This is a genomic window from Micromonospora sp. NPDC005291 (assembly GCF_040607415.1).
GTDB lineage: Bacteria > Actinomycetota > Actinomycetes > Mycobacteriales > Micromonosporaceae > Micromonospora.
This window is the reverse complement of sequence record NZ_JBEXGR010000001.1, coordinates 173,073-195,483: the sequence shown is the minus strand read 5'-3', so window position 1 is coordinate 195,483 and position 22,411 is coordinate 173,073. Positions and strand designations below refer to the sequence as shown.

The window sequence follows — 22,411 nt, the reverse complement described above, 5'->3', positions numbered from 1 at the left end:
CTTCCGCCGTCAGTCAGTGAAGATCGACTTCTTCTGGTTCTCGATGGACGAGGTGAGCCCGCCGATGTCCTTGGGGTCCTTGATGAACTGCTGGAGCGCCGGGATGATCACCGTGGAGGCGAAGTCCGGCCGAGTGTCCCGGTCGAGGAACTGGGCGATCTCGGTGGCCGACCCGACCAGTTCGGCCGCCTTCTTCTGCAGCGCGGTGTAGCCGCTGACGTCGGCGCCGGTGTTGGCGACGAGGGTGGCCGGGTCGTTCTTGACCGTGATGTTCGCGGCGTCCTTGCTGCCGAGGTATTCCAGCAGCTTCCGGGCGTTGTCCTCGTTCTTGGGCTTGCGGGCCATCATGTAGCCGTCGATCGGGGCGTCCAGGGCCTTGGCGCCGATGGCCGGGTCGATCTCGGGGAAGGTGAAGAAGTCGAGGTCGTTCTGCTCCTCGTTGCTGAACTGCTGGCCGACGAAGAGACCGAGCAGGTACATGCCGCTCTTCTTCTGCTGCAACGACTGTGCGGCCTCCTGCCAGGTGCGGCCGAGGCTGTCCGGCTGGTGCAGGGGGAGCAGGCCGGCCCAGGTGTCGAAGACCTTCTTGACCTTGTCGGAGGTCCAGGCCTCCTTGCCGGCCATCAGGTCGATGTGGAACTGGTACCCGTTGATCCGCAGGTTGAGGATGTCGAAGGTGCCCATCGCCGGCCAGCCGTCCTTGTCAGCGAACGCGATCGGGGTCAGGCCGTCCTTCTTCATCTGCGCGCCGAGGTTGGTGAAGTCGGTGATGGTCTTCGGCGTCTGGTAGCCGTACTGCTGCCAGACCGACTTGCGGTAGAAGACCGCCCACGGGTAGTACGTCGCCGGGACGAAGTACTGCTTGCCGTCGTCGCCGGTGGACGCCTTCTTGAAGGCATCGGAGTAGCCGGAGAGCTTGCCCCACACGTCGCTGATGTCGCTGGCCAGGCCCTTCTGGGCGAAGAAGCGCATCCGGTAGCCGGCGAACCAGGTGAACACGTCGTCCGGCTTGCCCTGCAGGTAGTTGTTGATGTTCTCCTGGAACGTGTTGTGGTCGACCGTGTTCACCGCGACCTGGACGCCGGACGAGGTCTTGAACCCGTCCGCGACCTTGGCGATGACGTCCTTCGGCTTCGGGTCGGACTGGTTCGAGCCGAGCGACACGTCCTTCGTGGACCCGCCGGAGCCGGAGCCGGAGTCGTCGCCGCAGCCGGCGAGCAGGCCGGTGCCGAGCAGCGCGCCGGTGCCGGCCGCGCCGGCCAGCAGCGAGCGTCGGTTGATGCCGGCAACGGATGACGGTACGAGCCGAGCCAGGTACTCGGCTTGGGATTGGGGACGGGACATCTGTGCCTCCTGCGGATGAAGAGGTGCTACGCCCAGGGGTCGTCAGGGGTGGTGAAGGCAGGCCCGGCGTCGTGATCACACATTGGTATCCACCGAGAATCCACATTGGCGAACACGAACGGCCATTGGGGCCTCAAGCTACCCGTCCCGGGAGCGCTGTCAAGAGGGCAGTTCGCCTCCGGTAACCCAGTCGTGATACGGCCGTTACGAGGTAAACGTTGGAAAGAAATCGATGTTGGAACCTGTTGACTTTCGTGTCCTGCCAGGAGCACCCTCAGCTCTCATGCGGCGATGGCACGGTGACGGCATCTATTTCGGCGGCGACTACAACCCCGAACAGTGGCCCGAGCAGACCTGGTCCGAGGACGTCGAGCTGATGCGCCGGGCGGGGGTCAACCTGGTCTCCGTCGGCATCTTCTCCTGGGCCCTGCTGGAGCCCACTCCCGGCCGGTTCGAGTTCGGCTGGCTGGACCGGGTGCTGGATCTGCTGCACGACGGCGGCATACAGGTCGACCTGGCCACCGCCACCGCCAGCCCGCCGCCCTGGCTGGCTCGGGCGTACCCGGAGACGTTGCCCCGCCGGGCCGATGGCACGATCCTCTGGCCGGGTGGACGACAGGCGTACTGTCCCAGCTCCCCGGTGTTCCGCGAGCGGTCGTTGGAGCTGGTGCGGGCGATTGCCGGCCGGTACGCCGAGCACCCCGCCGTGGTGATGTGGCACGTCTCCAACGAGCTGGGCTGCCACAACGTGCACTGCTACTGCGACGTCAGCGCGCAGGCGTTCCGCGACTGGCTGCGCGAGCGCTACGGCGACCTGGATGGGCTCAACGACGCCTGGGGCACGGCGTTCTGGAGCCAGCGATACGGCGACTGGGCCGAGATCAACCCGCCGCGCACCGCGCCGACCTTCGCCAACCCCACACAGCAGCTGGATTTCCTGCGCTTCTCGTCAGACGAGCAGCGCGCCCAGTTGCGCGCCGAACGCGCGTTGCTGAACACGCTGGTCCGCCAGCCGGTGACCACCAATTTCATGATCGGCACCGGCATCAAGCACATGGACTACCACTCCTGGGCCGACGACGTGGACCTCGTGTCCAACGACCACTACCTGACCGCCGCCGACTCCCTGGCGCACGTCGGGTTGGCACTCGCCGCCGACCACACCCGCGGCGTCGCCGGTGGCGATCCGTGGCTGCTCATGGAGCACTCCACCAGCGCGGTCAACTGGCAGCCGCGCAACGTGGCCAAGCTGCCCGGGCAGCTGCGCCGCAACAGCCTCGCGCACGTCGCCCGCGGCGCCGACGGGGTGCTGTTCTTCCAGTGGCGTGCCTCCCGGGCCGGCGCGGAGAAGTTCCACTCCGCGCTGGTGCCGCACGCGGGGCCGGACACCAAGGTGTTCCGCGAGGCCTGTCAGCTCGGCGCGGACCTCAAGGCGTTGGCCGAGGTACGCGGCAGTCGGGTGGACGCCGAGGTCGCGATCCTGTTCGACTGGGAAGCGTGGTGGGGCGTCGAGTTGGACTCCCACCCCAGCGTCGACGTCGACTACGCCGACCGGCTGACCGCGCTGTACGGCGCGCTGTGGCGGGCCGGCGTGACCGTCGACATCGTCCACCCGTCGGCGGACCTGAGCGGCTACCGGTTGGTCCTGGCGCCCACCCTCTACCTGGTCCGGGACGCTGACGTCGACGCGCTGCGCCGGTACGTCGAGGCCGGTGGCACCGCTGCGGTCACCTACTTCAGCGGCATCGTGGACTCCAACGACCACATCCGGCTGGGCGGCTACCCGGGCGCGTTCCGGGAGCTGCTCGGCGTACGGACCGAGGAGTTCTTCCCGCTGCGCGAGGGCGAGCAGGTGCAGCTGGACGACGGCAGCACCGCCGACGTGTGGACCGAGTGGCTGCACCCCGACGGCGCCGAGGTGCTCGCCTCGTACACCGATGGGCCCTTGCCGGGCGTGCCGGCGCTGACCCGGCACGAGGTCGGCGACGGCGCAGCCTGGTACGTCGGCACCCGGTTGGACGAGCCGGCCACCGACCGGCTGGTCGCCCGGCTCGTCGCCGAGGCCGGCGTCCGCCCGGCGGCGTCGGCGCCGTCCGGGGTGGAGGTGGTCCGCCGCCGCGACGGCGATCGGACCTGGCTGTTCGCGATCAACCACACCGAGACCGAGGTGCGGCTCCCGGCCCACGGCGTCGAGCTGTTGACCGGAGCGCGGTGCGCCGGTGAGTTGGCACTGCCGGCCGGTGAGGTGGCGGTCGTCCGTGAGGAACCGACCGACGATTCGGCCTGATCCTGACGACAGTCACGGCGCGAAGGAGGTTCCTCAGATGCTCGCCCAGCAGCGGCAGACCGCCATCCTTGATCTGATCCGCCAACGCGGCGGTGTACGGGTGAGTCAACTCGTCAGCCGGTTCGGCGTTTCCGACATGACGATCCGGCGTGACCTGGAGGTGTTGGCCGAACGCGGCCTGGTCGACAAGGTGCACGGCGGCGCGACGCTCGCCGGGCCGGGTTCGGCCGAGGAGCCCGGCTTCGCGGCGAAGTCGATCCGTCAGCAGGCGGAGAAGCGGGCCATCGCCGAATGGGCGGCGAAGATGGTGGAGCCGGGGATGGCCATCGCGCTCTCCGCGGGCACCACCACCGCCGCGCTGGCCACCCTGCTCTCGGACGTACGCGGGCTGACCGTGGTGACCAACTCGATCCCGGTGGCCGACGCGCTCTACCAGAACCCGCGTGCCGACCAGACGGTCGTGTTGACCGGGGGCATCCGCACGCCGTCGGACGCGTTGACCGGGCCGGTGGCCGAGGCGGCGATCAGTGCGCTCAACGTCGACCTGCTCTTCCTCGGGGTGCACGGCCTCAGCCCACGGACGGGGTTCACCACACCGAACCTGCTGGAGGCCGGGGTCAACCGCTGCCTGATCGGGGCCGCCCGCCGGCTGGTGGTGCTCGCCGACCACACCAAGTGGGAGACCATCGGCATCGCGACGATCGCCCCACTGGAGGCAGCCGACGTGTTGATCACCGACGTCGGGCTGCCGACCGAGGCGCGTACCACGATCGGCGAGCAGGTCGGTGAGTTGGTCGTCGTCGAAGCGTGAGTGCGGGCGGGATGCGGGGCGCCTCACAGCCACCTCACAGGGGTGCTGGATAAGGTCCCGTCGAGTCAACGTCCGACTCCAACCTGGAGCGGTCGGCGTCGCACAGGAGTTTCGATGGTCTTCAAGAAGATGTTGAGCGCGTTCGGTGTGGGCGGTCCCAGCGTGGACACCGTGCTGACCAACCCCAACACCCGGCCCGGCCTGACCCTCGACGGGCAGGTCAACCTTATCGGTGGCGACGCTGAGGCAGCCATCGAGCAGGTGGTGATCGGCCTGGTCACCCGGGTCGAAATCGAAGGACACGACACCGAGTACGCGGGCACGATGGAGTTCCACCGGATGGTGGTCAGCGGCCCGCTCCAGCTCGCCCCGAAGCAGCAGCTCTCGATCCCGTTCCAGCTGCCGGTGCCGTGGGAAACCCCGATCACCGACGTGTACGGCCAGCGCCTGCGCGGCATGACGATGGGCCTGCGCACCGAGTTGGCGATCGCCCGCGCGGTCGACAAGAGCGACCTGGACCAGGTGGCGGTGCACCCGCTGCCGGTGCACGAGCGGATCCTCGAGGCGTTCCAGCAGCTCGGTTTCCAGTTCAAGCACGCGGACCTGGAGCGCGGTCACATCCGGGGGGTCCAGCAGACGCTGCCGTTCTATCAGGAGATCGAGTTCTTCGCCTCGCCGCGATACTCGAGCACGATCAGTGAGGTCGAGCTGACCTTCGTGACCAGTCAGCGCGGCGTCGAGGTCATCCTGGAGTGCGACAAGCGCGGTGGGTTCCTCAGCTCCGGACACGACGCGTTCGGCCGCTACCAGGTGGCGCACACCGACGCTGACCGGGTGGACTGGGCGCAGGTCGTCGACGGCTGGCTGCGCGAAACCACGTCCCGCTACGGCAGCCTGCGCTCGCAGTACGGCCCCAGCCACGGGCATGGTCAACGCCGTGGGCCCGGAATGGGCGGCATGGTGGCCGGTGCGGCGCTCGGCGTCGCCGGTGGCATGATCGCTGGCGAGATGATCGAGGACGCGTTCGAGGGCGACTTCGGCGGAGATTTCGGCGGCGACGAGTAGTCGTCCACAGACGACGGTGGCCTCCGGGAGGTTCTCCCGGAGGCCACCGCGCGCTGTGAAGCCGCTTACCCGGTCAGTGCCGGGTCTTGCGCTCCTCGCCGCTGCGCCAGGCGCTGCCAGCCTTGGCCAGGCCACGGCTACCGAGGTAGCCAAGCGTCAGCAGGGTGATCAGGAACCAGGCGTTGTCGGCCCGGAAGATATCCACGCCGGCCGAGTTCTGTCCGACGACCTGCGAGGCGCCCAGGACGGCGGCCACGGCGATCAAGTAGATCCAGAACTCGGTGGTCTTGAACGCCTGCTTGGTCTCCGTGCCAGGTGCCCGCATGTCGTTGCGATGCCCGTCGTGCATGACCGGCATCTGCTGCGTGTCGCGCATCGCAGCGGGGTTCTGCGGGTCGTTCATAGGCCGGTTCATCGGCCGGGTGGAAGCAGCCTGCGTGCTCATCTGGTCCTCCTCAGGATGCGATGAGGCGTACCTGCATTCCCTCGCCCCGCTACCGCGTTTCGGCCACGGCAGGGTTCGCTTGCACGGCGGGGACACCCCCCGACTACCCGAGGCCCGGCAGCAGGTAACACCGATCGCCGGCCGGAAAATCCGGCCGGCGATCGGGTGGACAGCGTGTGTCAGCGCAGGCCGTTGCGGATCGCGACGCTCACCAGGAGGTCGGGGTCGTCGGTGATGATGCCGTCGACGCCGAGGTCGATGACCCGCTGCATCACCGTCGCGTCATCGACGGTGTACGGGATCACCTTCAGGTCGTAGCGCGTCTGGAGGGTCCGGACGTCCGGTCCGTGGAAGTACGCCGGGTTCTCCCGCAGGTACCAGTCGGCCGAGGCGACGGTGCCCTGCTTCGGGTCGTGCACCTGCCAGTTGGCGGACACCGTGCCAGCACCTGCGGCCCGGGTCAGCTTGCCCAGGTCCTGGTACTTCCACCAGTCGAGTCCACCGGTCCACGGGCTCTTCACCGACGGGTTCCCGTACGCCGCCTGGAGCGAGCACTCGTCAGCGAGGGTCGCGCACTCGGCCGGGCCGTACTGCCAGACCAGGCCGACCGTGCCGATCCGCCGGTCGAGCTGCCGGGCGTACGTGATGGTGCGCCAGTCGAACGACTGGATGGTGGCCCGGTTGGTGAAGCCGGCACGCTGGATCGCGTCGACCAGCTTGCGGGTGAAGCTGCGGTACGGCTCGGTGTCGTTCACCACCGGGCTGATCTTCGTTTCGATGTTCATCCCGATGTCGCGGCGGCCACTTGCCTTCACCAGGGTGAAGACCTCGTCGAGGGTCGGGATCCGGGCACCCGGCGCGGGCACCTGCGCGGGCATCTCGGGCAGCGTCTTCGTGCCGCAGTCCACGGTCTTGAGCTGTGCCAGGGTCAGCTCGTGCACCGGCTTGCCCACGTACGGGAACCTACGGTCACCGGGGCGCACCGGGGCGGTGTCCACGCAGTGCGACCCGTTGACGGTGCGGTCGTGCAGCACCACGAGCTTGCCGTCGGCGGTCACGCCGGTGTCCAGCTCCAGCGTGGAGATGGCCCGGTTGGCCAGCGCGTTCGCGAACGCCGGCAGGGTGTTCTCCGGCCGGGTGGCCCGACCGCCGCGGTGCGCCTGGATGTCGAACGGCGCCGCGTACGCATCCGGCAGCCGGTAGCCGCGCTGGGCCAGCAGGCCCCGCAGCCGGTCCGGGTAGTCGGTGATGATGCCGTCCACGCCGTCGTCGATCAGTTTGGCCATGGTCGGCACGTCGTCGACCGTCCACGGGATCACCTTGATCCCGTAGCGGTGCGCCTGGGCGACCATCTCCTTCGTGACGTACGGCTTGTAGCCGGGGTCGGTGACCGTGCCGTTCTGCGGGAAGCCGTGCACCGGCGAGAAGGCGCTGGCGCCGAAGCTGCGGATGGCCCGGATCGGGTCGCCGCCGAAGTCGTCGATGTCCAGCCCACCGAGCCACGGCGAGGCGCCCGGTTGACCGGTCTGCAGGAAGTCGTAGTTGGTCAGGGCCACCAGCGGCAGCTTCGGCTCGACCTGGCGCATGCGCATCAGCGCGCCCCAGTCGAAGCTCTGGACGGTGACCTGCTTGAGCAGCCCGGCGGCACGGACCTCGGCCGCGGTGACCCGGACGAACTGCTCCCGGGGCGCGGTCTCGGTCGGCGCGCCGGCCTCCACCTTGGTCTCGACGTTGAGTTTCACGTCCTTCGCCTGGTAGCGGTTGACCAGGGTGAAAACCTCACGCAGCAACGGCATCCGGGCACCCGGGACGACGAGCTGGCCTGGCTTGTCCGACAGCGTCTTCGAGCCACAGTCGAGTGAACGCACCTGGGCCAGGGTGAGCGTGTTGACGTACTTCCCGACGTACGGGAACTCCGGGTCGCCGGGCGTCACCGGAGTGGTGTCGATGCACTTCGCACCACTGATCTTCCGGTCGTGGGTGACGACGGCCTGACCGTCCTCGGTGATCTGCACGTCCAGTTCGAGGGTGCTCACCCCGAGCTGAAGGGCGTTGCCGAAGGAGGCGAGGGTGTTCTCCACCCGCAGCCCGAGGCCGCCCCGGTGGGCCTGCACGTCGAATGTCCGGTCCGGTCGCGGCTTCGCCTCGGCGGGCACCGCGAGCCCGGTCGTCACCGTCGCGGCCACCAGGGCCGCGACTGCGGTACGGCGTACTGTGCGCACGCTGTCATTCCCTCCTGTCGGCGGGCATCTCCCACCGGTCGCTGGACAGCATGGACATCTCCGGCGGCGGGCAGGCGGCCTGCGGGCGGCGCGACGGTGAACCGCCGTGGACCACCCTCCCGGTCACGCCGGGTTTGGTCGGCCGGTGGCCGGGCACGCAGTCGGTTCCACAGCTTCTGCGAGGTGATGGACGTGCGTGAGGACGACATGCGGCAGGACGCCGCCCGCGAGGCCGAGGACCGGATCGCTGGCGGCGTGTACGGCAAGGGCGCCGTCGAAGAGGTGACGCTGCCCCGCACGGACGTGGAACGGATCATCCAGGAGGAGGACCCGTACGATCCGGCGCACCAGCCGATCGACCCGACCGTGCTGCGCGACGGCGGCCCCGTCGGAGGGCAGGGCGCGGTGACCACCACCGGTGGCACCGCGGGCCCGGCGAGCGTGCGCCGGGTGGCCCGGCAGCCGGAACGGCACCGGGGCAAGGTCGCCCCGACGACGACCGGCGACGCGACGACCGGTGGCCTGAGCACCCCGATGGGTGGGAGCACCAGCGACCAGTCCACGTCCGCGACCGGTCCGGGTAAGTCCATCCGGGACAGATCCGTCGGCGACTGATCCACCGAGTGAGATCGCACCGCCGCCCCCGCCGAGCGACCACTCGGCGGGGGCGGCGCAATGTCCAGGGGTGCCCGATCAGCTGCTGGGGCGCAGGATGCCGAGCCGTTGCGTGGCGCGAGTGAGCGCGACGTAGAGGTCGCTGCGCCCGCGTGGCGACTCGGCCACCATCCGATCCGGGTCGACGACCAGCACCGAGTCGAACTCCAGCCCCTTGGCCTGCGCGACGGTCAGCACCACCACCCGGCTCTCCAGCTCAGGATGCTCGCCCACGGCGGCCTCCGGCAACGCGGCGGTCACCGCCGAGCCCAGCTCGTCCACCCGGCCGGCCGGCACGAGCACACCGAGCCGGCCCTCGGTCAGCCCGGCGGCCTCCCGGGTTGCCTCCGCGACCAGTTCCGCCGCCAACCGCCCGTCGGGCACCGCCCGGTCCCACGGGGGTACGCCGCTCTCCCGCACCGAGCGCGGCGGCCGCAGCCCCGGGTCGATCTCGGCCAGCACGTCGGCCGCGACCGCCATGATCTCCGCAGGGGTGCGGTAGCTGACCGTCAGCTCGGTCAGGCGCCACCGCTGTGCCACGTACGGGGCGAGGGCGTCCGCCCAGGAGGGCGTGCCGCTGAGCGCGCCGGTCTGCGCCACATCTCCGACGATGGTCATCGACCGGCTCGGGCAGCGTCGCATCAGCAGCCGCCAGGCCATCGGCGACAGCTCCTGCGCCTCGTCCACGATGACGTGGCCGAACGCCCACGTACGGTCGGCGGCGGCACGCTGGGCGGTGGTGAGGCGGTCGGTCTCCTCCTGCCGTTCCAGCAGCCGGTCCGCGTCGATCAGGTCGGTCACGCCGAGGATCTCGCCACCCTCGGCCTCGTCCTCGACGTCGATCGAGCGGGAACCCCGGGCGATCTCAAGGACGCCCTCCGCGTACTCGCGTTCCATTCTGCGGACGCGATCCCGACGGGCGGCGGCGGCCCGCTCGTCCTCACCGAGCAGCTCGGCGGCCTCGTCCAGCAGCGGTACGTCGGCCGGGGTCCAGCCACCCGGCTCCCGGTGCAGTAGTGCCCGCTCGCCGTCGGTGAGCATCGGCGCGGCGGTGGCGATCCGGTCGGGGTCGGCGTACAGGTCGGCCAGCAGGAGCTGCGGGGTCAGCACCGGCCACAGCCGGTCGAGAGTGGCCCGGATCTCCGGTTCGTCCCGCAGTTCCCGGCGGATCTCGGCCCGGTCTGCCTCGTCGAGCAGGTTGTCCCCGCCCAGCGGGTCGGCGCCGATCCGCTCGGCTATCTGATCGGCGAGCGCGTGCACGATCTCCACGTCGAACAGCGCCCGGGACAGGTTGTGTGGCCGGTCGACGCGGCGTACCCGGTCCCGGGCGACGCGCACGGTCTCCGGGTCGAGGATCAGCGCCTCCCGCTCGACCTCGATCTCCAGCGGCTCGTCGGGCACCCACTGCCGGTCTCGTACGGCCAGCGCCAGCACCTCGGTCAGCACCGCCCGGCCCTTGAGCGCGGCGGTATCGGCGGATTCGGCGCGTTCGGCGCTCACCCCCGGGAAGAGGTCGCCCTGGGTACGCAGCAGCACGCCGGTCTCGGCCAGCGTCGGCAGCACCTGGGAGATGTAGCGCAGGAAGGTCGCGTTCGGGCCGACCAGCAGCACGCCCCGGCTGGAGAGTTCGCGGCGGTGCGTGTAGAGCAGGTACGCGGCCCGGTGCAGCGCGACCGCGGTCTTACCGGTGCCAGGACCGCCCTGGACCACCATGACGCCCGGCAGTTCGGCACGAATGATCGCGTCCTGTTCGGCCTGGATGGTCTCGACGATGTCGCGCATCCGGCCGGTGCGGCCCGCGTTGAGCGCGGCGAGCAGCGACGCCTCACCGGTCAGCTCCTCGTGGGCGCCGGGGGAGGCGCTACCGATGTCGAGCACCTCGTCGTTGAGCCCGGTCACCTTGCGCTGCCGGGTGCGCAGGTGCCGCCTGCGGCGTACGCCCTGCGGGTTGGCGGCGGTGGCGAGGTAGAACGGGCGGGCGGCGGGAGCCCGCCAGTCCATCAGCAGCGGGTCGTAGTCACCACTGGTGTCGAAGATCCCGATCCTGCCGATGTAGTGGCGGGAGTCGTCATCGCCGTCGAGACGGCCAAAGCAGAGCCCGTTCTCCACGGCGGAGAACTGCTCGACCTGATCGGCGTACATGGCCACCGAACTGTCGCGCTGCGAGCGGTCCTGGAGGGTGCCGCCGGTGTTGCGCAGCTCGGCGGTGAGCCGGTGGGCGGCCTGCTCACGCAGCCCATCCAGCCGGGTGTAGAGCATCGAGACGTACTCCTGCTCGCGACCGATCTCGTCGTCGAGCGGCAATTCGCCGGAACCGCCGGAGTGCCTTGACAAGCCGTCTCCCTAAAGATTAGAATCCTTTGCAGGAACGGCTATTAGCCGTTCTTTTTTGTGCCCTCGAACTGTTGAAGATAGCGCGTTCCGCCGGTTCTCACCAAGCCGGGCGGGCCGGCGCGCCGGTGATCGCGAGGTGGCGGCAAATGATCCTGCGGACCGGGCAACGGGTGGTCTTCATCGGGGACAGCATCACCGATTGTGGTCGACGCGACGACGCCGCGCCCTACGGCAGCGGCTACGTCAGCCTGGTGCGCGCCCTGGTCGACGCGCGGCACCCCGAGTTGGAGCTGGTGTGGGTCAACCGGGGTGTGAGCGGCAACACCGTTCGGGACCTCGCCGCCCGCTGGGATGACGACGCCATCGCCGAGCGCCCCGACTGGCTCTCGGTGCTGATCGGTATCAACGACATCTGGCGGCGCTACGGCGACCGGCCGGATGAGGCCGTCGGAATCGACGAGTACGAGCGCACCCTGCGCGACCTGCTCCGTCGGGCTGTTGCCGCCACCGGCTGCCGGCTGATCCTCGGTGACCCGTTCCTCATCGAGACCGACCGCAGCGAGCCGCAACGCGCCGACACCGACCGGTACGCGGCGGTGGTGGCAGGGCTGGCCGCCGAGTTCGACGCGGTACACGTGCCCAACCAGGCGGCGTTCGACCGGGTGCTGGCGGTCAGCCCGGCGAAGCGCTGGGCCGACGACCGCGTCCATCCCCACCTGCCCGGCCACGCGGTGCTCGCCGACGCCTACCTCACCGCTCTCGGCGCCTGACACGACGACGCGCCGGGCCGACCGGTGGGTCGACCCGGCGCGTACACCGGTAGATCAGCCGCGGGCGGCCTGGTAGAGCCGCTCCGGGGTGACGGCGCCGGCGAGCACCCGGCCGTCGTCGGTGAGCAGCACACTGAACAGCTTGCTGGTGAGAAGCCGACCGCTGCCCCAGTCGCCGCTGACCGCCTGCAGCCCGCCGAGCAGCTTGGACATGTCGACGGCCGGTGCGTCGGCCGATGGCACGGGTGGCTTCGCGTCGGCCGGCTTGCCGCCGAGGGCCCCGTCGAGGCGGGCGGCCAGCACCGTGGTCCAGCCGGTGCCCACCGCGCGTACCTCCGGATCACCGGCGGGCTCGACGTGGCCGGGCTTACCCGCGGCCGGCCGCTCGGCCTTCTCCTCGGTGACGGTCACGCCGGGCGGCGGGTTGAAGGCGAACTGGTCGGCGTCGGGGCGGCGGTAGTCGACCTGGGTGAAGGCCACCTCGAACGCCGGCTGGTCGCTGCCCTTCGCGAGCACCTCGAAACGCAGCGGCACGTGCTGCTTGGCGTCGATGGCGATCCGCAGCTGGTGCACCAGTGAGTCACGGTCGCGCGGCTGGAGCACCAGCTCGTACGCGTCCTGGCCGGCGACGGTGGCCGACCGACCGACGCTGACCTCGGTGCTCGGGTCGATCGCGCCCAACGCCAGGTCGGCCGCCTGCTGCGGGGTGGCCGGCATGCTCGGCGTCGCCTCGGGAGCCGGCTTCTCGAACGCGGGGTCGCCCAGCGTGCGGTGGCTGGCGGTGTTGGTGCGGCTCTGCCAGGTCCACAGGTCCCGCCCGTTGCGGATCACGTCCTGCTCGCCGAGGGTGTCCAGCAGCGCGACCCGTTGCTGATCGGGGCCGGAATACCAGACCCGCAGGGTGTGCGTGCCGGTCAGCAGGGTGGTCAGGTCGTTGCCGGGGATCAGCCCGACGAGCGGCGGCAGGCCGAGGTCGGCGCGCTGCACGACGGTCCCGGACAACCCCTCCAGCCGGGAGGTCTGCAGATCGACCAGGAGCTGGGCGGCGGTACGTGGCGGCAGGCTCGGCTCAGCCTCGGCCGCGAACGTGCCGACCGCGGCGCCACCGCCGATGACGGCGACGGCGGCGGTCGCCGGGACCAGCCAGCGCAGGATGGGACGACTTCTCAGAACGGACATGTGGGCACCTCCTGCGACCATCCTGCCCGGTTGCCGCTGTGAATGGGCTGAGGACGCCGATCCGCCTCGATTGACCCAGGTGGCACCCTTGAGCTGTGCGCTTGCTGGTGGTGGAGGACGAGGCCCGGTTGGCGGCTGCCCTACAACGCGGCCTGCAGGCGGAGGGGTTCGCGGTGGATGTGGCGGGGACCGGCCCGGCCGGCCTGGACGCGGCCCGGCACGGCGGGTACGACGCGATGATCCTCGACGTGATGCTGCCCGGCCTCTCCGGCTACGAGCTGGTCCGGCGGTTGCGAGCGGAGCAGCACTGGTTGCCGGTGCTGATGCTCTCCGCCAAGGACGGCGAGTACGACCAGGCCGACGGCCTCGACTGCGGCGCCGACGACTACCTGACCAAACCCTTCTCGTACGTGGTGTTGCTGGCCCGGCTACGGGCGCTGCTGCGTCGGGGCGCGCCGGAACGCCCGACGGTGCTGGCGGTCGGTGACCTGCGACTGGACCCGGCCCGCCGACGGGTCACCCGGGCGGACGCCGAGGTGGCGCTGACCGCGCGGGAGTTCGCGCTGCTGGACTACCTGATGCGCAGGCCCGGTCAGGTGGTCTCCAAGACCGAGTTGCTGGACCACGTCTGGGACGCGAGCCTGGAGACCGCGCCGAACGCCGTCGAGGTGTACGTCGGCTACCTGCGCCGCAAGCTCGGCCGGGACCGGCTGGAGACGGTCCGGGGCGCCGGCTACCGGCTGGCGACGTGACCACTGACGGCTCGGCGCGTGCCCGCCGGGCGTGGCACGGCTGGATGCCGGTGCTCGGGCTGCGGGGGCGGCTCATGGCTCTCGGAGTGTTCGGCCTCACCGTCGGGCTGGCCCTGGGTGGGGTGGTGCTGCTCGGCGCGCTCGGCTTCGTGCTCCAGCGAACGGTCGACACCGAGGCGTTCCGAACCGCCGACGCGGTAGCCCTGCTCGCCGCCGAGGACGCGTTGCCCGACCCGCTGCCCGTGGCCGGCGGGCAGGTCCGCGTCCAGGTCGTCGACGCGCAGGGGCGAATCAGGGCCGCCTCGATCGACGCGGACCGGCTGGTGCCGATGGTCCGCCCCGAGCGGCTGAACCGCGACCGTCGGCAGCGTCTGGAGGTGCCGGCGGAGCGGGTCGGGCTCGCGGGCCCGGTCCGGGTGGTCGCCGTACCCGCCGGCACCGCGGCCGACCCGCTCACCGTGCTGGTCGCCCGCTCGATGGCCGACGTGCGGCACAGCACCCATGTGGTCCGGGTCATCCTGCTGGTGGCGTTTCCACTGCTGGTGGCCGTGCTGGCCGGGGTGGCGTGGCGGGTGGTGGGCGCGACTCTGCGGCCGGTCGAGGCGCTACGTCGGGGCGCCGAGGAGATCACCGGGCGGGCCGGCGCCGGCCGGCTACCGGTGCCCGCGTCGGCCGACGAGATCCACCGGCTGGCGGTCACCCTCAACGGCATGCTGGACCGGCTGGAATCCGCCCGGGTCCGGCAGCGGGCGTTCGTCTCCGACGCCGCACACGAGCTGCGCAGCCCGTTGACCAACATCCGGACCGAGCTGGAGGTGGCCCAGCGCCTCGCCGACCGGACGGACTGGACGGCGGTGACCGCCAACCTGCTCACCGACACCGAGCGGCTCAGCCGGCTGGTCGACGATCTTCTGCTGCTGGCCCGCCTGGACGAGGCGCCACCAGCCAGGGGGACCGGCCCGGTGGAGTTGGGCGCGCTGCTGACCGAGGTCGCCGCCCGCTACCCGTCGCCGCCGCCGGTGCGGGTGGCGCTGCCGCTGGGCCCGCTCTGGACGACCGGCAACGTCGACGAGCTGCGTCGCGTGCTGGCCAACCTGCTCGACAACGCGGTCCGGCACGCGTACGGCAGTGTCGTGCTCGCCGCCGAGGCGGTGCCGGCAGCGGCGTGGCGGACGGTCGGGCCTGGCCTCGGGTCGAGGGCGGAGGCGTACCACCTGGTGACGGTGACCGATGACGGCCCGGGTGTCCCGCCGGCGGATCGGGAGCGGGTCTTCGACCGGTTCACCCGGCTGGATGACGGACGGGCCCGCGACGACGGTGGTGCCGGCCTGGGGCTGGCCATCGTTCGGGAACTGGTCCGACGTGCGGGCGGCAGCATCACCCTGACCGACGCCGAGGATCAGCGAGGGCTACGCGTGTGTCTGCTGCTCCCGGCGGCCGAGGAGGGCCCTGAGCTGGTCCTACCCGCCCAGTGAGGTGGCGGATCAGCGGCGGCGGGTGCAGACCTGCTCGGAGCTGGCCACGGTGTCGGTGGACCAGACGACGGCGACGGTGAAGCAGAAGTCGTTGGTGCGGTTGAGCGCGTAGATGACGTAGCTCGTGGTGCCGGCGGGCAGTGTCGCGAAGACGTTGCCGTCCTGGCCGGTGCGCCCGCCGGCGACGACCACCGGGCCCTCGCTGCCGGCCGGGTAGGTCCAGCGCAGCGCGATGCTGTCCCGGGTGTCGCGCAGCGTAACCGCGCCGGGCGGACTGCCGGGCGGTGCGGCGACGGTAGTGGGCGCGGAGCTGGCCGGGGCAGGCGCCGTGGTGACCGGCGAACCGGCGGTGGGGGAGCCGATGGACGGCGGCGCGGTCGGTTCGTCGTCGCCGTCGACCCGGGCCACCCCGGCGATCACCGCGGCCGCGCCGAGCAGCACCACGACCACACCGGCCACGAGTATCGGCACCAGCCGGTTGCGCTGCGCCGGAGGCGCCCGGTGCACGGGCACCGGCAGCAGCCGGGACGGCGTGTACGGCTCAAGCTGCGCGTACGGGTCAGGCGGCGTGTACGGCTGAAGCGGCGTGTACGGGTCAGACGACGCGTACGACTCGGACGGCGCGGCGGGTCGGTGTAGCCGGTACACCCCGGACTGCTCCTCCGTGCCGCCGGCCAGCCCGACCACCGACGGGGGCACCGAGGTGTCGGTGGAGTGGGGCGCGGGCTCGTCCGCCGGCTCGGGTGGCCATCGGGTGCCCGTCGACCCGACTGGTTCGTCGGCTGGCGCTCGGGGATTCGGAACCGCCCCGCCAGCCGCAGCCGGTCCGGGGTGGTGTGGCGGAGGCGTCGGCGGGTGGTAGCCGGACTCGGCCGGCCCGGGTGGGATGCGGGCCGCCGGCACCACTGGCGTGTCTCGGGCCGTGGGCGGGTTGTCGGCGCAGGCGTGGTCGGGATTGGCCGCCGCCCGGGCCAGCGCCGCCACCTGCGCGGCCAGCGGGTCGTCGGCGGGCAGATGCTGCCGGCACAGCTCGCGGGCCAGCGCCAGGTTGTCGTGTGCCTCGGCGAACTGCCCGCAGTCGCGCTGCATGGCCCCGAGCCGCGCCAGCATCTTGATGCCACTGGGGTGTCCGTCGCCGTACACCTCGTGGTGCAGCTCCCAGGCGTCCTGTAGTCGGTCGCGGGCCACCGTGCACTGGCCACGCGCGTACTCGACGGTGGCCAGGTCGGCGTGCGCGGCGAGCACCCGCAGCGACTCCGGGCCGTCCTGTGCGGTCAGCTCGATGATGACTTCCTGGTAGAGCCGTGCGGCCCGGGAGTGGCTGCCGACCCGGTGCAGCACCGCGGCCAGGGTCGCCGCGGTGGCCACCGTGCGCGGGTCGGAGCGGCCGTGCAGTCGGGTGGTGGCCGCGTACGCGAAGGCAGCCCATCCCCGGGCCGAGTGCGGCTCACCGAGGGCGACCAGCACCCGCGCCTGGAGGCTGGCCGCCTCGGCCAGCTCGGGGGTGGCGTTGGCCGGGCGGGGGTCGGCGTCGGTGAGCGCGTCGGAGAGCAGCTGCTGCGCGCCGGCCAGATCGCCAGCTGACACGAGGTGGTGCGCTTGATCAGTCAGTTCACCGAAGCCGGAAGACACGCCCCATCGTGCTCATCTGACGACGGTAAGTACAAGACCCGCGCCGGTGTCGATTGGTCAGGATCTCCTCAGGTGCTCGGCCAATGTCTCGCTGATTCGGCGCAGTTGGTCGACCTGGGCCGGGCTCAACGCGTCGAACAGGTGCTGGCGTACCCCGTCGACGTGGCCGGGTGCGGCGGCCGCGAGAGTGGCGAAACCCTCGTCGGTGAGCAGCGCGACCTGCCCACGTCGGTCGGTGGGGCATTCCTCGCGGCGCACCCATCCGGCCGCCTCCAGCCGGGCGACCGCGTGCGAGAGCCGGCTGCGGGACGACCCGGTGGCCTCGGCCAGGTCGCTCATCCGCAGGCGGCGGCCGGGGGACTCGGAGAGCCGGACCAGGATCTCGTAGTACGCGTGCGGCATGCCCGCGTCGCGTTGCAGCTCGCGGTCGAGCGTGTCCATCAGCGCCCGGGAGGCGGCGAGGAACGCGCGCCAGGTGCGCTGCTCGTCGGAGTCGAGCCAGCGGGTCATGACCGTCATCATACTCCCAATAGTTGAACGCTCAACTAAAACGCGCTAGTCTCGGGTCATGGGTATCCACCGGCTCAACCACGCGGTCCTCTACGTCAGTGACCTCGCCCGCAGCGTCGCCTTCTACCGCGACGTGCTGGGCTTCCGCCCGGTGGCGATGACCCCGGACGGCTTTCGGGGCGCCACCTTCCTCCATGCATCCGACTCCACCAACGACCACGACCTCGGCCTGTTCGAGATCGGCGCCGGCGCCGGGCGGTCGACCGCAGGCCGGGCCACCGTCGGCCTCTACCACCTCGCCTGGGAGGTGGACACCCTCGACGAGCTGGCGGCCACCGCCGAGCGGCTCGCCGCCGCCGGCGCACTGGTCGGCACCTCCGACCACGGCACGACCAAGAGTCTCTACGGGCAGGACCCGGACGGCCTGGAGTTCGAGGTGGTCTGGCTGATCCCAGCCGACCTGCTCGACGACGCCGCGCTGGCCGCCCGCAAGCAGATCGGTCGGCTCGACCTCGACGCCGAGCGGCAGCGCTACGGCGGGCAGACCCGGGGCGGGGTGGGGATCTCCGTCCCGGCCTGATCGGTCGTACGGTAGAACGGACCGATGCCGACTGACCGGACCACCGATTTCCTCCGCGAGCTGCTGGTCCGCCAGTTGACGACCTGGCTGCCCGCGGCCCTGCACCGCTCTCGGCGGGCCACCGTGGCACTGGCCGGCGCCGACTCAGCCGCCGCGGAGGCCGCGCTGCGGGTTGTCGCCGGCCACGCCGACCAGTTGCGCGGCCGGCAGGTGACGGTGCTGGTGCTGGCCGACGGCGCGCCCGATCTGCCGGCCCGACTCGGCCCGATCGAGGCGGAGTTACCCGCCGAGGTCACCGTGCACCTGCTGCCCGGTGCCCCTTACCGGCTACCGGTCGCGGTGAAGGCCGCCGGGGCGGCCGGCGCCCCGCTGTTCTCCTTCGTGGACCTGCCCGGCGCGGTGACGCCGAAGCCGCTCACCGCCGCGGCCAACGGCCGCACCGGAGAGCTGCTGCTGCACACCAGCGGCAGCGCCCGAGACGCGCTCATCTCCGCCGGCTTCCCCCTTGTCGCCGAGGTCGGGCCGGTGTTGCCGGACGGCGAGGCGGCCGGTGTGATCGCGTTCGGCAGCCGCTCCGACCGGAGTCTGGAGGCGGTCCGCGACGCGCTCTGGGCGGTCGGTGCGGACTTGGGCGTGCGCTACCGCGACCCGCTCGACCCGACGGGCACAACGGTCGACGTGGCCGGCGATCCCGACCTCGAACCACTGGCCCGCGAGCTGCTGGCCGAGCTGCGCCGGGGCGGGCCACGGCCGGTCACCGAGCTGCGCCGGCACACTCTCACCGCGACCGTCTACCGTGCCGCCGACGCCAATCGGGCGCTCGCCGACCTGCTCGACGTGGGTGACGTGCGGCGTGACCGCGAGTCCGGCAGGCTGGCCGGCGACGAGATCATCACAGTGGCGCGCTGAGAGCCGCACCCCACAGACGCCGAGCGGGGTGCCGGTGAATCACCGGCACCCCGCTCGACCCCCGGGATACTACGACCGGGACTTGTCCTGCTTCCAGGACAGCGGACCCGGCAGGTCGACCCGGTGCGCCTTGGCCTTGGAGTTCCAGGACCAGCGCCCGATCTTGATGCTCCACGAGGAGAAGCCGTTCTCCGTGAAGTTCAGGATGATCGGACCGTACTTCTTGCGCTTGCGAAACATGAGGCCCATCGGAGGACTCCCCTCGTCACCTGTTTTCCTGCCGTGTCGAGATCGAACATGCCCGAACCGACAACTTCTGAAACCCTCTCGGTGTCCGTCCTGGACAGTTGCCGTCGCGCACCGGAATCTCTATCCAACAGATAGGTGTTGCGCCACGGTAAACGCTGCTAGAGGCGCTTCGTAACATAGGCAGCGATACAAGTCTCACCTTCTGGAAGACCGTTGACCGGTCGATCCCGTCCCCGGCAGCATGAGGTCATGTCGCAGCGGGATGAGCTCTTCCTCACCGCTCGTGTGCACGTCGACCTGGTCCGGCACGCGAGCGCGCTCTGTTGAGCTGACCGGTCCATCCGGCTCGGCTCCAGCGCCGCACTCCCACCGCCCGCCCGCTCAACGCGGAGCAGCGTGCCTTCGCGCCCTCACCTGGGCGTCCCCGTTCATCCTGGACAGATCAGGAGACTCCTCATGTCCCCACCCCGTCGTGCCGTCCTGCATACCCTCGCCACCGTTGCCGCGCTGGCTCTGCTCACCACCACCGGCTGCGGCGGCGACGCCGCAGCCGGTGGCGGCCAGTCCACCGAGCTGCGCTACCAGGGCTCGGTCGGTCAGGTCACGCTTCCCGAACTCGCCGCCGACCTCGGCTACCTCGGCGAGGTCCGGCTCAACTGGATCGGCAACGTCACCGGCGGCCCGCAGGACATCCAGGCCACCGCCACCGGGCAGAGCGACTTCGGCGGCGCGTTCAACGGCGCCATCGTCAAGCTCACCGCCGCCAACGCCCCGATCACCGCCGTGGTCAGCTACTACGGCTCCGACGCGCAGACCTTCCAGGGCTACTACGTGCTCGACGGCAGCCCGATCCGCGGCCCCCACGACCTGATCGGCAAGAAGGTCGGCATGAACACCCTCGGCGCGCACGCCGAGGCCGTGCTCAAGACCTGGCTCGCTCGCGGCGGCCTCAACCCGGCCGAGATCAAGCAGGTCGAGCTGGTCGCCCTGCCACCGGTCAACACCGAGCAGTCACTGCGGCAGAAGCAGATCGACGTCGCGGTGCTCGGCGGGGTGATCCGGGACAAGGCGATCGCCGGCGGCGGCATCCGCACCATCTTCACCGACCACGAGTTGCTCGGCGCGTTCAGCGCCGGCACGTACGTCTTCCGCGACGACTTCATCAAACGCCACCCGGAGACCGTCAAGGCGTTCGTCACCGGGGTCGGCAAGGCCATCGAGTGGGCCCGCACCGAGCCCCGCGAGACGGTGGTCGCCCGGATGCGGGACATCATCACCAAGCGGGGCCGCAACGAGGACCCGTCGCTTGTCGCGTACTGGAAGAGCAGCGGCGTCGCCGGTCGGGGCGGCGTGATCGACGAGCAGGAGTTCGGCACCTGGATCGACTGGCTCGCCGCCGAGGGCGAGCTCAAGGGCGACCGGCCGAAGCCCGCCGACATCTACACCAACCGGTTCAACCCCTTCGTGGACGGCGGCGGCGCGTGAGCACCGACAAGATCCTCTTCGATCGGGTGAGCAAGACCTTCCCGGTCCGCACCACCCGGCGTGGCCGCGCCGGCGCGGTCATCGCGCTGGACCGGGTGACCCTCGGGGTACGCCCCGGCGAGTTCCTGGTCGTCGTCGGTCCCAGCGGCTGCGGCAAATCCACCCTGCTCGACCTGCTCGGCGGGCTCACCCAGCCGACCGCAGGGCAGGTGCTCGTCGACGGTCGGCCCGTCACCGGACCCGGCCTGGACCGGGGCATCGTCTTCCAGCAGTACGCGCTGCTGCCCTGGCGCACCGCCGCCGGCAACGTCGCGTTCGGTTTGGAGGCCAAGGGGGTGCCCCGGGCCGAGCGTGCCGCCCTGATCGAGCACCACCTGGACCTGGTGGGCCTGCGTGGTTTCGCCGACCGTTACCCGCACGAGCTGTCCGGCGGGATGAAACAGCGGGTGGCCATCGCCCGCAGCCTTGCATACGACCCGGACGTGCTGCTCATGGACGAGCCGTTCGCCGCGCTGGACGCGCAGACCCGCGACTCGTTGCAGGACGAGCTGGTGCGGATCTGGGCCCGCACCGGCAAGACCATCGTGTTCATCACCCACGGCATCGACGAGGCCGTGTACCTCGGTCAGCGGGTGGCGGTGCTGACCTCCCGGCCCGGACGGCTCAAACAGGTCATCGACATCGACCTCGGCGACCGGGACGCGGTCGAGGACGTCCGCTCCACCGACGCGTTCCGCCATCACCGGCACCAGATCTGGACCCTGCTGCGCGATGAGGTGCGCGCCGCCCAGGCGGCCGAAGGCACCGGCGTCAGCCACACCGAGGAGGCCCGCGTTGGTTGACATCGCCGAACGTCCCACCCGACTCGCAGGCCCACCAACCGTTCCCGGAGCAGCGACCGACAATGCCGCCTCCAGTCTTGCCGCTCGGTTGCTCGGCATCGGGGGGAAGGTTCTGCACCGCACCGTCGCGATCGCCGCGCTGGCCGCGATCTGGGAGGGAGCACCCCGGCTCGGGCTGGTGGACCGGGTCTTCCTGCCCCCGCTGTCCGAGGTGCTGGTCGCCTGGTGGGAGCTGCTGCGCAGCGGGCAGCTCGCCGAGCATGTCGGTGCGAGCCTCACCCGGTCACTGGCCGGGCTGGGCCTGGCGGTGCTCACCGCCATCCCGCTCGGACTGCTGATCGGTTGGTACCGGCCGCTCGCCGAGCTGCTCAGCCCCCTGCTGGAGGTCTTCCGCAACACCGCCGCGTTGGCCCTGCTGCCGGTGTTCGTGCTCATCCTCGGCCTGGGGGAGACCTCCAAGATCGCCCTGGTGCTGTACGCGTGCTCCTGGCCGATCCTGCTGAACACCATCGCCGGGGTGAAGGGCGTCGACCCGCTACTCATCCGCTCGGCCCGCTCGATGGGGCTCAACCACCTGCGGCTGTTCCAGAAGGTGATCCTGCCTGCGGCGGTGCCGACCATCTTCACCGGCGTCCGGCTGGCCGGGGCGTACTCGATCCTGGTGCTGGTCGCGGCCGAGATGGTCGGCGCGAAGGCCGGCCTCGGCTACCTCATCAACTACGCGCAGTACAACTTCGCGATCCCCGACATGTACTCCGGGATCATCACCATCTCCGCCATCGGCCTGGTCGTCAACCAACTCCTCGTCGCCCTCGAACGTCGCTTCTCCACCTGGCGCGTCGACGTATCCGCTGGATAGGACACTC

The 22,411-nt window shown here is 70.9% G+C and carries 21 protein-coding genes; 13 read left to right on the top strand and 8 right to left on the bottom strand.

Translation table 11 applies throughout. From position 1 onward, the window contains the following. Positions 1-9: 9 nt before the first annotated feature. A complete protein-coding gene (locus ABZT18_RS00805; RefSeq protein WP_354993441.1) occupies positions 10-1,344 on the bottom strand; it encodes an ABC transporter substrate-binding protein in 1,335 nt (444 codons plus the stop codon). Positions 1,345-1,627: 283 nt separating this feature from the next. Here ABZT18_RS00805 and ABZT18_RS00800 point away from each other — a divergent pair, with 283 nt between their 5' ends. The 3 genes from ABZT18_RS00800 to ABZT18_RS00790 all read left to right on the top strand — a co-directional run bounded on the left by ABZT18_RS00800 (position 1,628) and on the right by ABZT18_RS00790 (position 5,507). Next, on the top strand, positions 1,628-3,631 hold the full coding sequence (locus ABZT18_RS00800; RefSeq protein WP_354993442.1) for a beta-galactosidase: 2,004 nt from the start codon (positions 1,628-1,630) through the stop codon (positions 3,629-3,631). A gap of 37 nt (positions 3,632-3,668) precedes the next feature. Further along, positions 3,669-4,442, top strand: a complete 774-nt coding sequence (locus ABZT18_RS00795) for a DeoR/GlpR family DNA-binding transcription regulator (RefSeq protein ID WP_354993443.1) — start codon at positions 3,669-3,671, stop codon at positions 4,440-4,442. A gap of 114 nt (positions 4,443-4,556) precedes the next feature. After that, positions 4,557-5,507 carry a sporulation protein gene (locus ABZT18_RS00790; RefSeq protein ID WP_354993444.1) on the top strand — a complete coding sequence of 317 codons (951 nt, stop codon included), beginning with the start codon at positions 4,557-4,559 and terminating at the stop codon, positions 5,505-5,507. A gap of 73 nt (positions 5,508-5,580) precedes the next feature. Here ABZT18_RS00790 and ABZT18_RS00785 read toward each other — a convergent pair whose 3' ends face one another. Together ABZT18_RS00785 and ABZT18_RS00780 are read right to left on the bottom strand one after the other, a co-directional pair. Beyond that, positions 5,581-5,952, bottom strand: a complete 372-nt coding sequence (locus tag ABZT18_RS00785) for a hypothetical protein (protein ID WP_354993445.1) — start codon at positions 5,950-5,952, stop codon at positions 5,581-5,583. Positions 5,953-6,131: 179 nt separating this feature from the next. Continuing rightward, a complete protein-coding gene (locus tag ABZT18_RS00780; RefSeq protein ID WP_354993446.1) occupies positions 6,132-8,174 on the bottom strand; it encodes a glycerophosphodiester phosphodiesterase family protein in 2,043 nt (680 codons plus the stop codon). Between the two features lie 192 nt (positions 8,175-8,366). Between ABZT18_RS00780 and ABZT18_RS00775 the strand changes: the two genes are divergently transcribed. Continuing rightward, positions 8,367-8,789, top strand: coding sequence for a hypothetical protein (locus ABZT18_RS00775; RefSeq protein WP_354993447.1), 423 nt, complete (start codon positions 8,367-8,369; stop codon positions 8,787-8,789). Between the two features lie 78 nt (positions 8,790-8,867). Here ABZT18_RS00775 and ABZT18_RS00770 read toward each other — a convergent pair whose 3' ends face one another. Next, positions 8,868-11,162 (bottom strand): ATP-binding domain-containing protein, encoded by a 2,295-nt coding sequence (locus ABZT18_RS00770; protein WP_354993448.1) that lies wholly within the window; start codon positions 11,160-11,162, stop codon positions 8,868-8,870. 146 nt (positions 11,163-11,308) lie between these two features. Between ABZT18_RS00770 and ABZT18_RS00765 the strand changes: the two genes are divergently transcribed. Further along, positions 11,309-11,932 carry an SGNH/GDSL hydrolase family protein gene (locus ABZT18_RS00765; RefSeq protein WP_354993449.1) on the top strand — a complete coding sequence of 208 codons (624 nt, stop codon included), beginning with the start codon at positions 11,309-11,311 and terminating at the stop codon, positions 11,930-11,932. Between the two features lie 54 nt (positions 11,933-11,986). Here the strand turns inward: ABZT18_RS00765 and ABZT18_RS00760 are convergent, their stop codons facing one another. Continuing rightward, positions 11,987-13,111: a sigma-E factor regulatory protein RseB domain-containing protein gene (locus ABZT18_RS00760; RefSeq protein ID WP_354993450.1), complete on the bottom strand. Its 1,125-nt coding sequence runs from the start codon at positions 13,109-13,111 to the stop codon at positions 11,987-11,989. Between the two features lie 95 nt (positions 13,112-13,206). Between ABZT18_RS00760 and ABZT18_RS00755 the strand changes: the two genes are divergently transcribed. Further along, positions 13,207-13,863 carry a response regulator transcription factor gene (locus tag ABZT18_RS00755; protein ID WP_354993451.1) on the top strand — a complete coding sequence of 219 codons (657 nt, stop codon included), beginning with the start codon at positions 13,207-13,209 and terminating at the stop codon, positions 13,861-13,863. A 74-nt stretch (positions 13,864-13,937) separates the two neighbouring features. Further along, positions 13,938-15,338: an ATP-binding protein gene (locus ABZT18_RS00750; protein ID WP_354993609.1), complete on the top strand. Its 1,401-nt coding sequence runs from the start codon at positions 13,938-13,940 to the stop codon at positions 15,336-15,338. A gap of 9 nt (positions 15,339-15,347) precedes the next feature. Here the strand turns inward: ABZT18_RS00750 and ABZT18_RS00745 are convergent, their stop codons facing one another. Both ABZT18_RS00745 and ABZT18_RS00740 read right to left on the bottom strand, forming a co-directional pair. Further along, positions 15,348-16,970: a tetratricopeptide repeat protein gene (locus tag ABZT18_RS00745; protein WP_354993452.1), complete on the bottom strand. Its 1,623-nt coding sequence runs from the start codon at positions 16,968-16,970 to the stop codon at positions 15,348-15,350. A gap of 57 nt (positions 16,971-17,027) precedes the next feature. Next, entirely contained in the window at positions 17,028-17,489 is a 462-nt protein-coding gene (locus ABZT18_RS00740; RefSeq protein WP_354993453.1) for a MarR family transcriptional regulator, read from the bottom strand. A 49-nt stretch (positions 17,490-17,538) separates the two neighbouring features. Here ABZT18_RS00740 and ABZT18_RS00735 point away from each other — a divergent pair, with 49 nt between their 5' ends. Then, complete coding sequence (locus ABZT18_RS00735; protein WP_355250070.1) at positions 17,539-18,060, top strand: VOC family protein; 522 nt, start codon at positions 17,539-17,541, stop codon at positions 18,058-18,060. 24 nt (positions 18,061-18,084) lie between these two features. Beyond that, entirely contained in the window at positions 18,085-18,969 is an 885-nt protein-coding gene (locus ABZT18_RS00730; RefSeq protein ID WP_354993455.1) for a hypothetical protein, read from the top strand. A 69-nt stretch (positions 18,970-19,038) separates the two neighbouring features. Here ABZT18_RS00730 and ABZT18_RS00725 read toward each other — a convergent pair whose 3' ends face one another. Next, positions 19,039-19,218 (bottom strand): DUF4236 domain-containing protein, encoded by a 180-nt coding sequence (locus ABZT18_RS00725; RefSeq protein WP_053653605.1) that lies wholly within the window; start codon positions 19,216-19,218, stop codon positions 19,039-19,041. A gap of 249 nt (positions 19,219-19,467) precedes the next feature. Here ABZT18_RS00725 and ABZT18_RS00720 point away from each other — a divergent pair, with 249 nt between their 5' ends. The 4 genes from ABZT18_RS00720 to ABZT18_RS00705 all read left to right on the top strand — a co-directional run bounded on the left by ABZT18_RS00720 (position 19,468) and on the right by ABZT18_RS00705 (position 22,404). Next, entirely contained in the window at positions 19,468-19,545 is a 78-nt protein-coding gene (locus ABZT18_RS00720; protein ID WP_354993610.1) for a putative leader peptide, read from the top strand. A gap of 129 nt (positions 19,546-19,674) precedes the next feature. Then, positions 19,675-20,703, top strand: coding sequence for an ABC transporter substrate-binding protein (locus ABZT18_RS00715; protein ID WP_354993456.1), 1,029 nt, complete (start codon positions 19,675-19,677; stop codon positions 20,701-20,703). Then, the gene (locus ABZT18_RS00710; protein ID WP_354993457.1) at positions 20,700-21,545 is read left to right on the top strand and encodes an ABC transporter ATP-binding protein; all 846 of its coding nucleotides are present in this window, start codon (positions 20,700-20,702) and stop codon (positions 21,543-21,545) included. The genes ABZT18_RS00715 and ABZT18_RS00710 overlap by 4 nt, the downstream gene beginning before the upstream one ends. Continuing rightward, on the top strand, positions 21,538-22,404 hold the full coding sequence (locus ABZT18_RS00705; RefSeq protein WP_354993458.1) for an ABC transporter permease: 867 nt from the start codon (positions 21,538-21,540) through the stop codon (positions 22,402-22,404). Before ABZT18_RS00710 ends, ABZT18_RS00705 begins: the two co-directional genes overlap by 8 nt. Positions 22,405-22,411 lie beyond the last annotated feature (7 nt).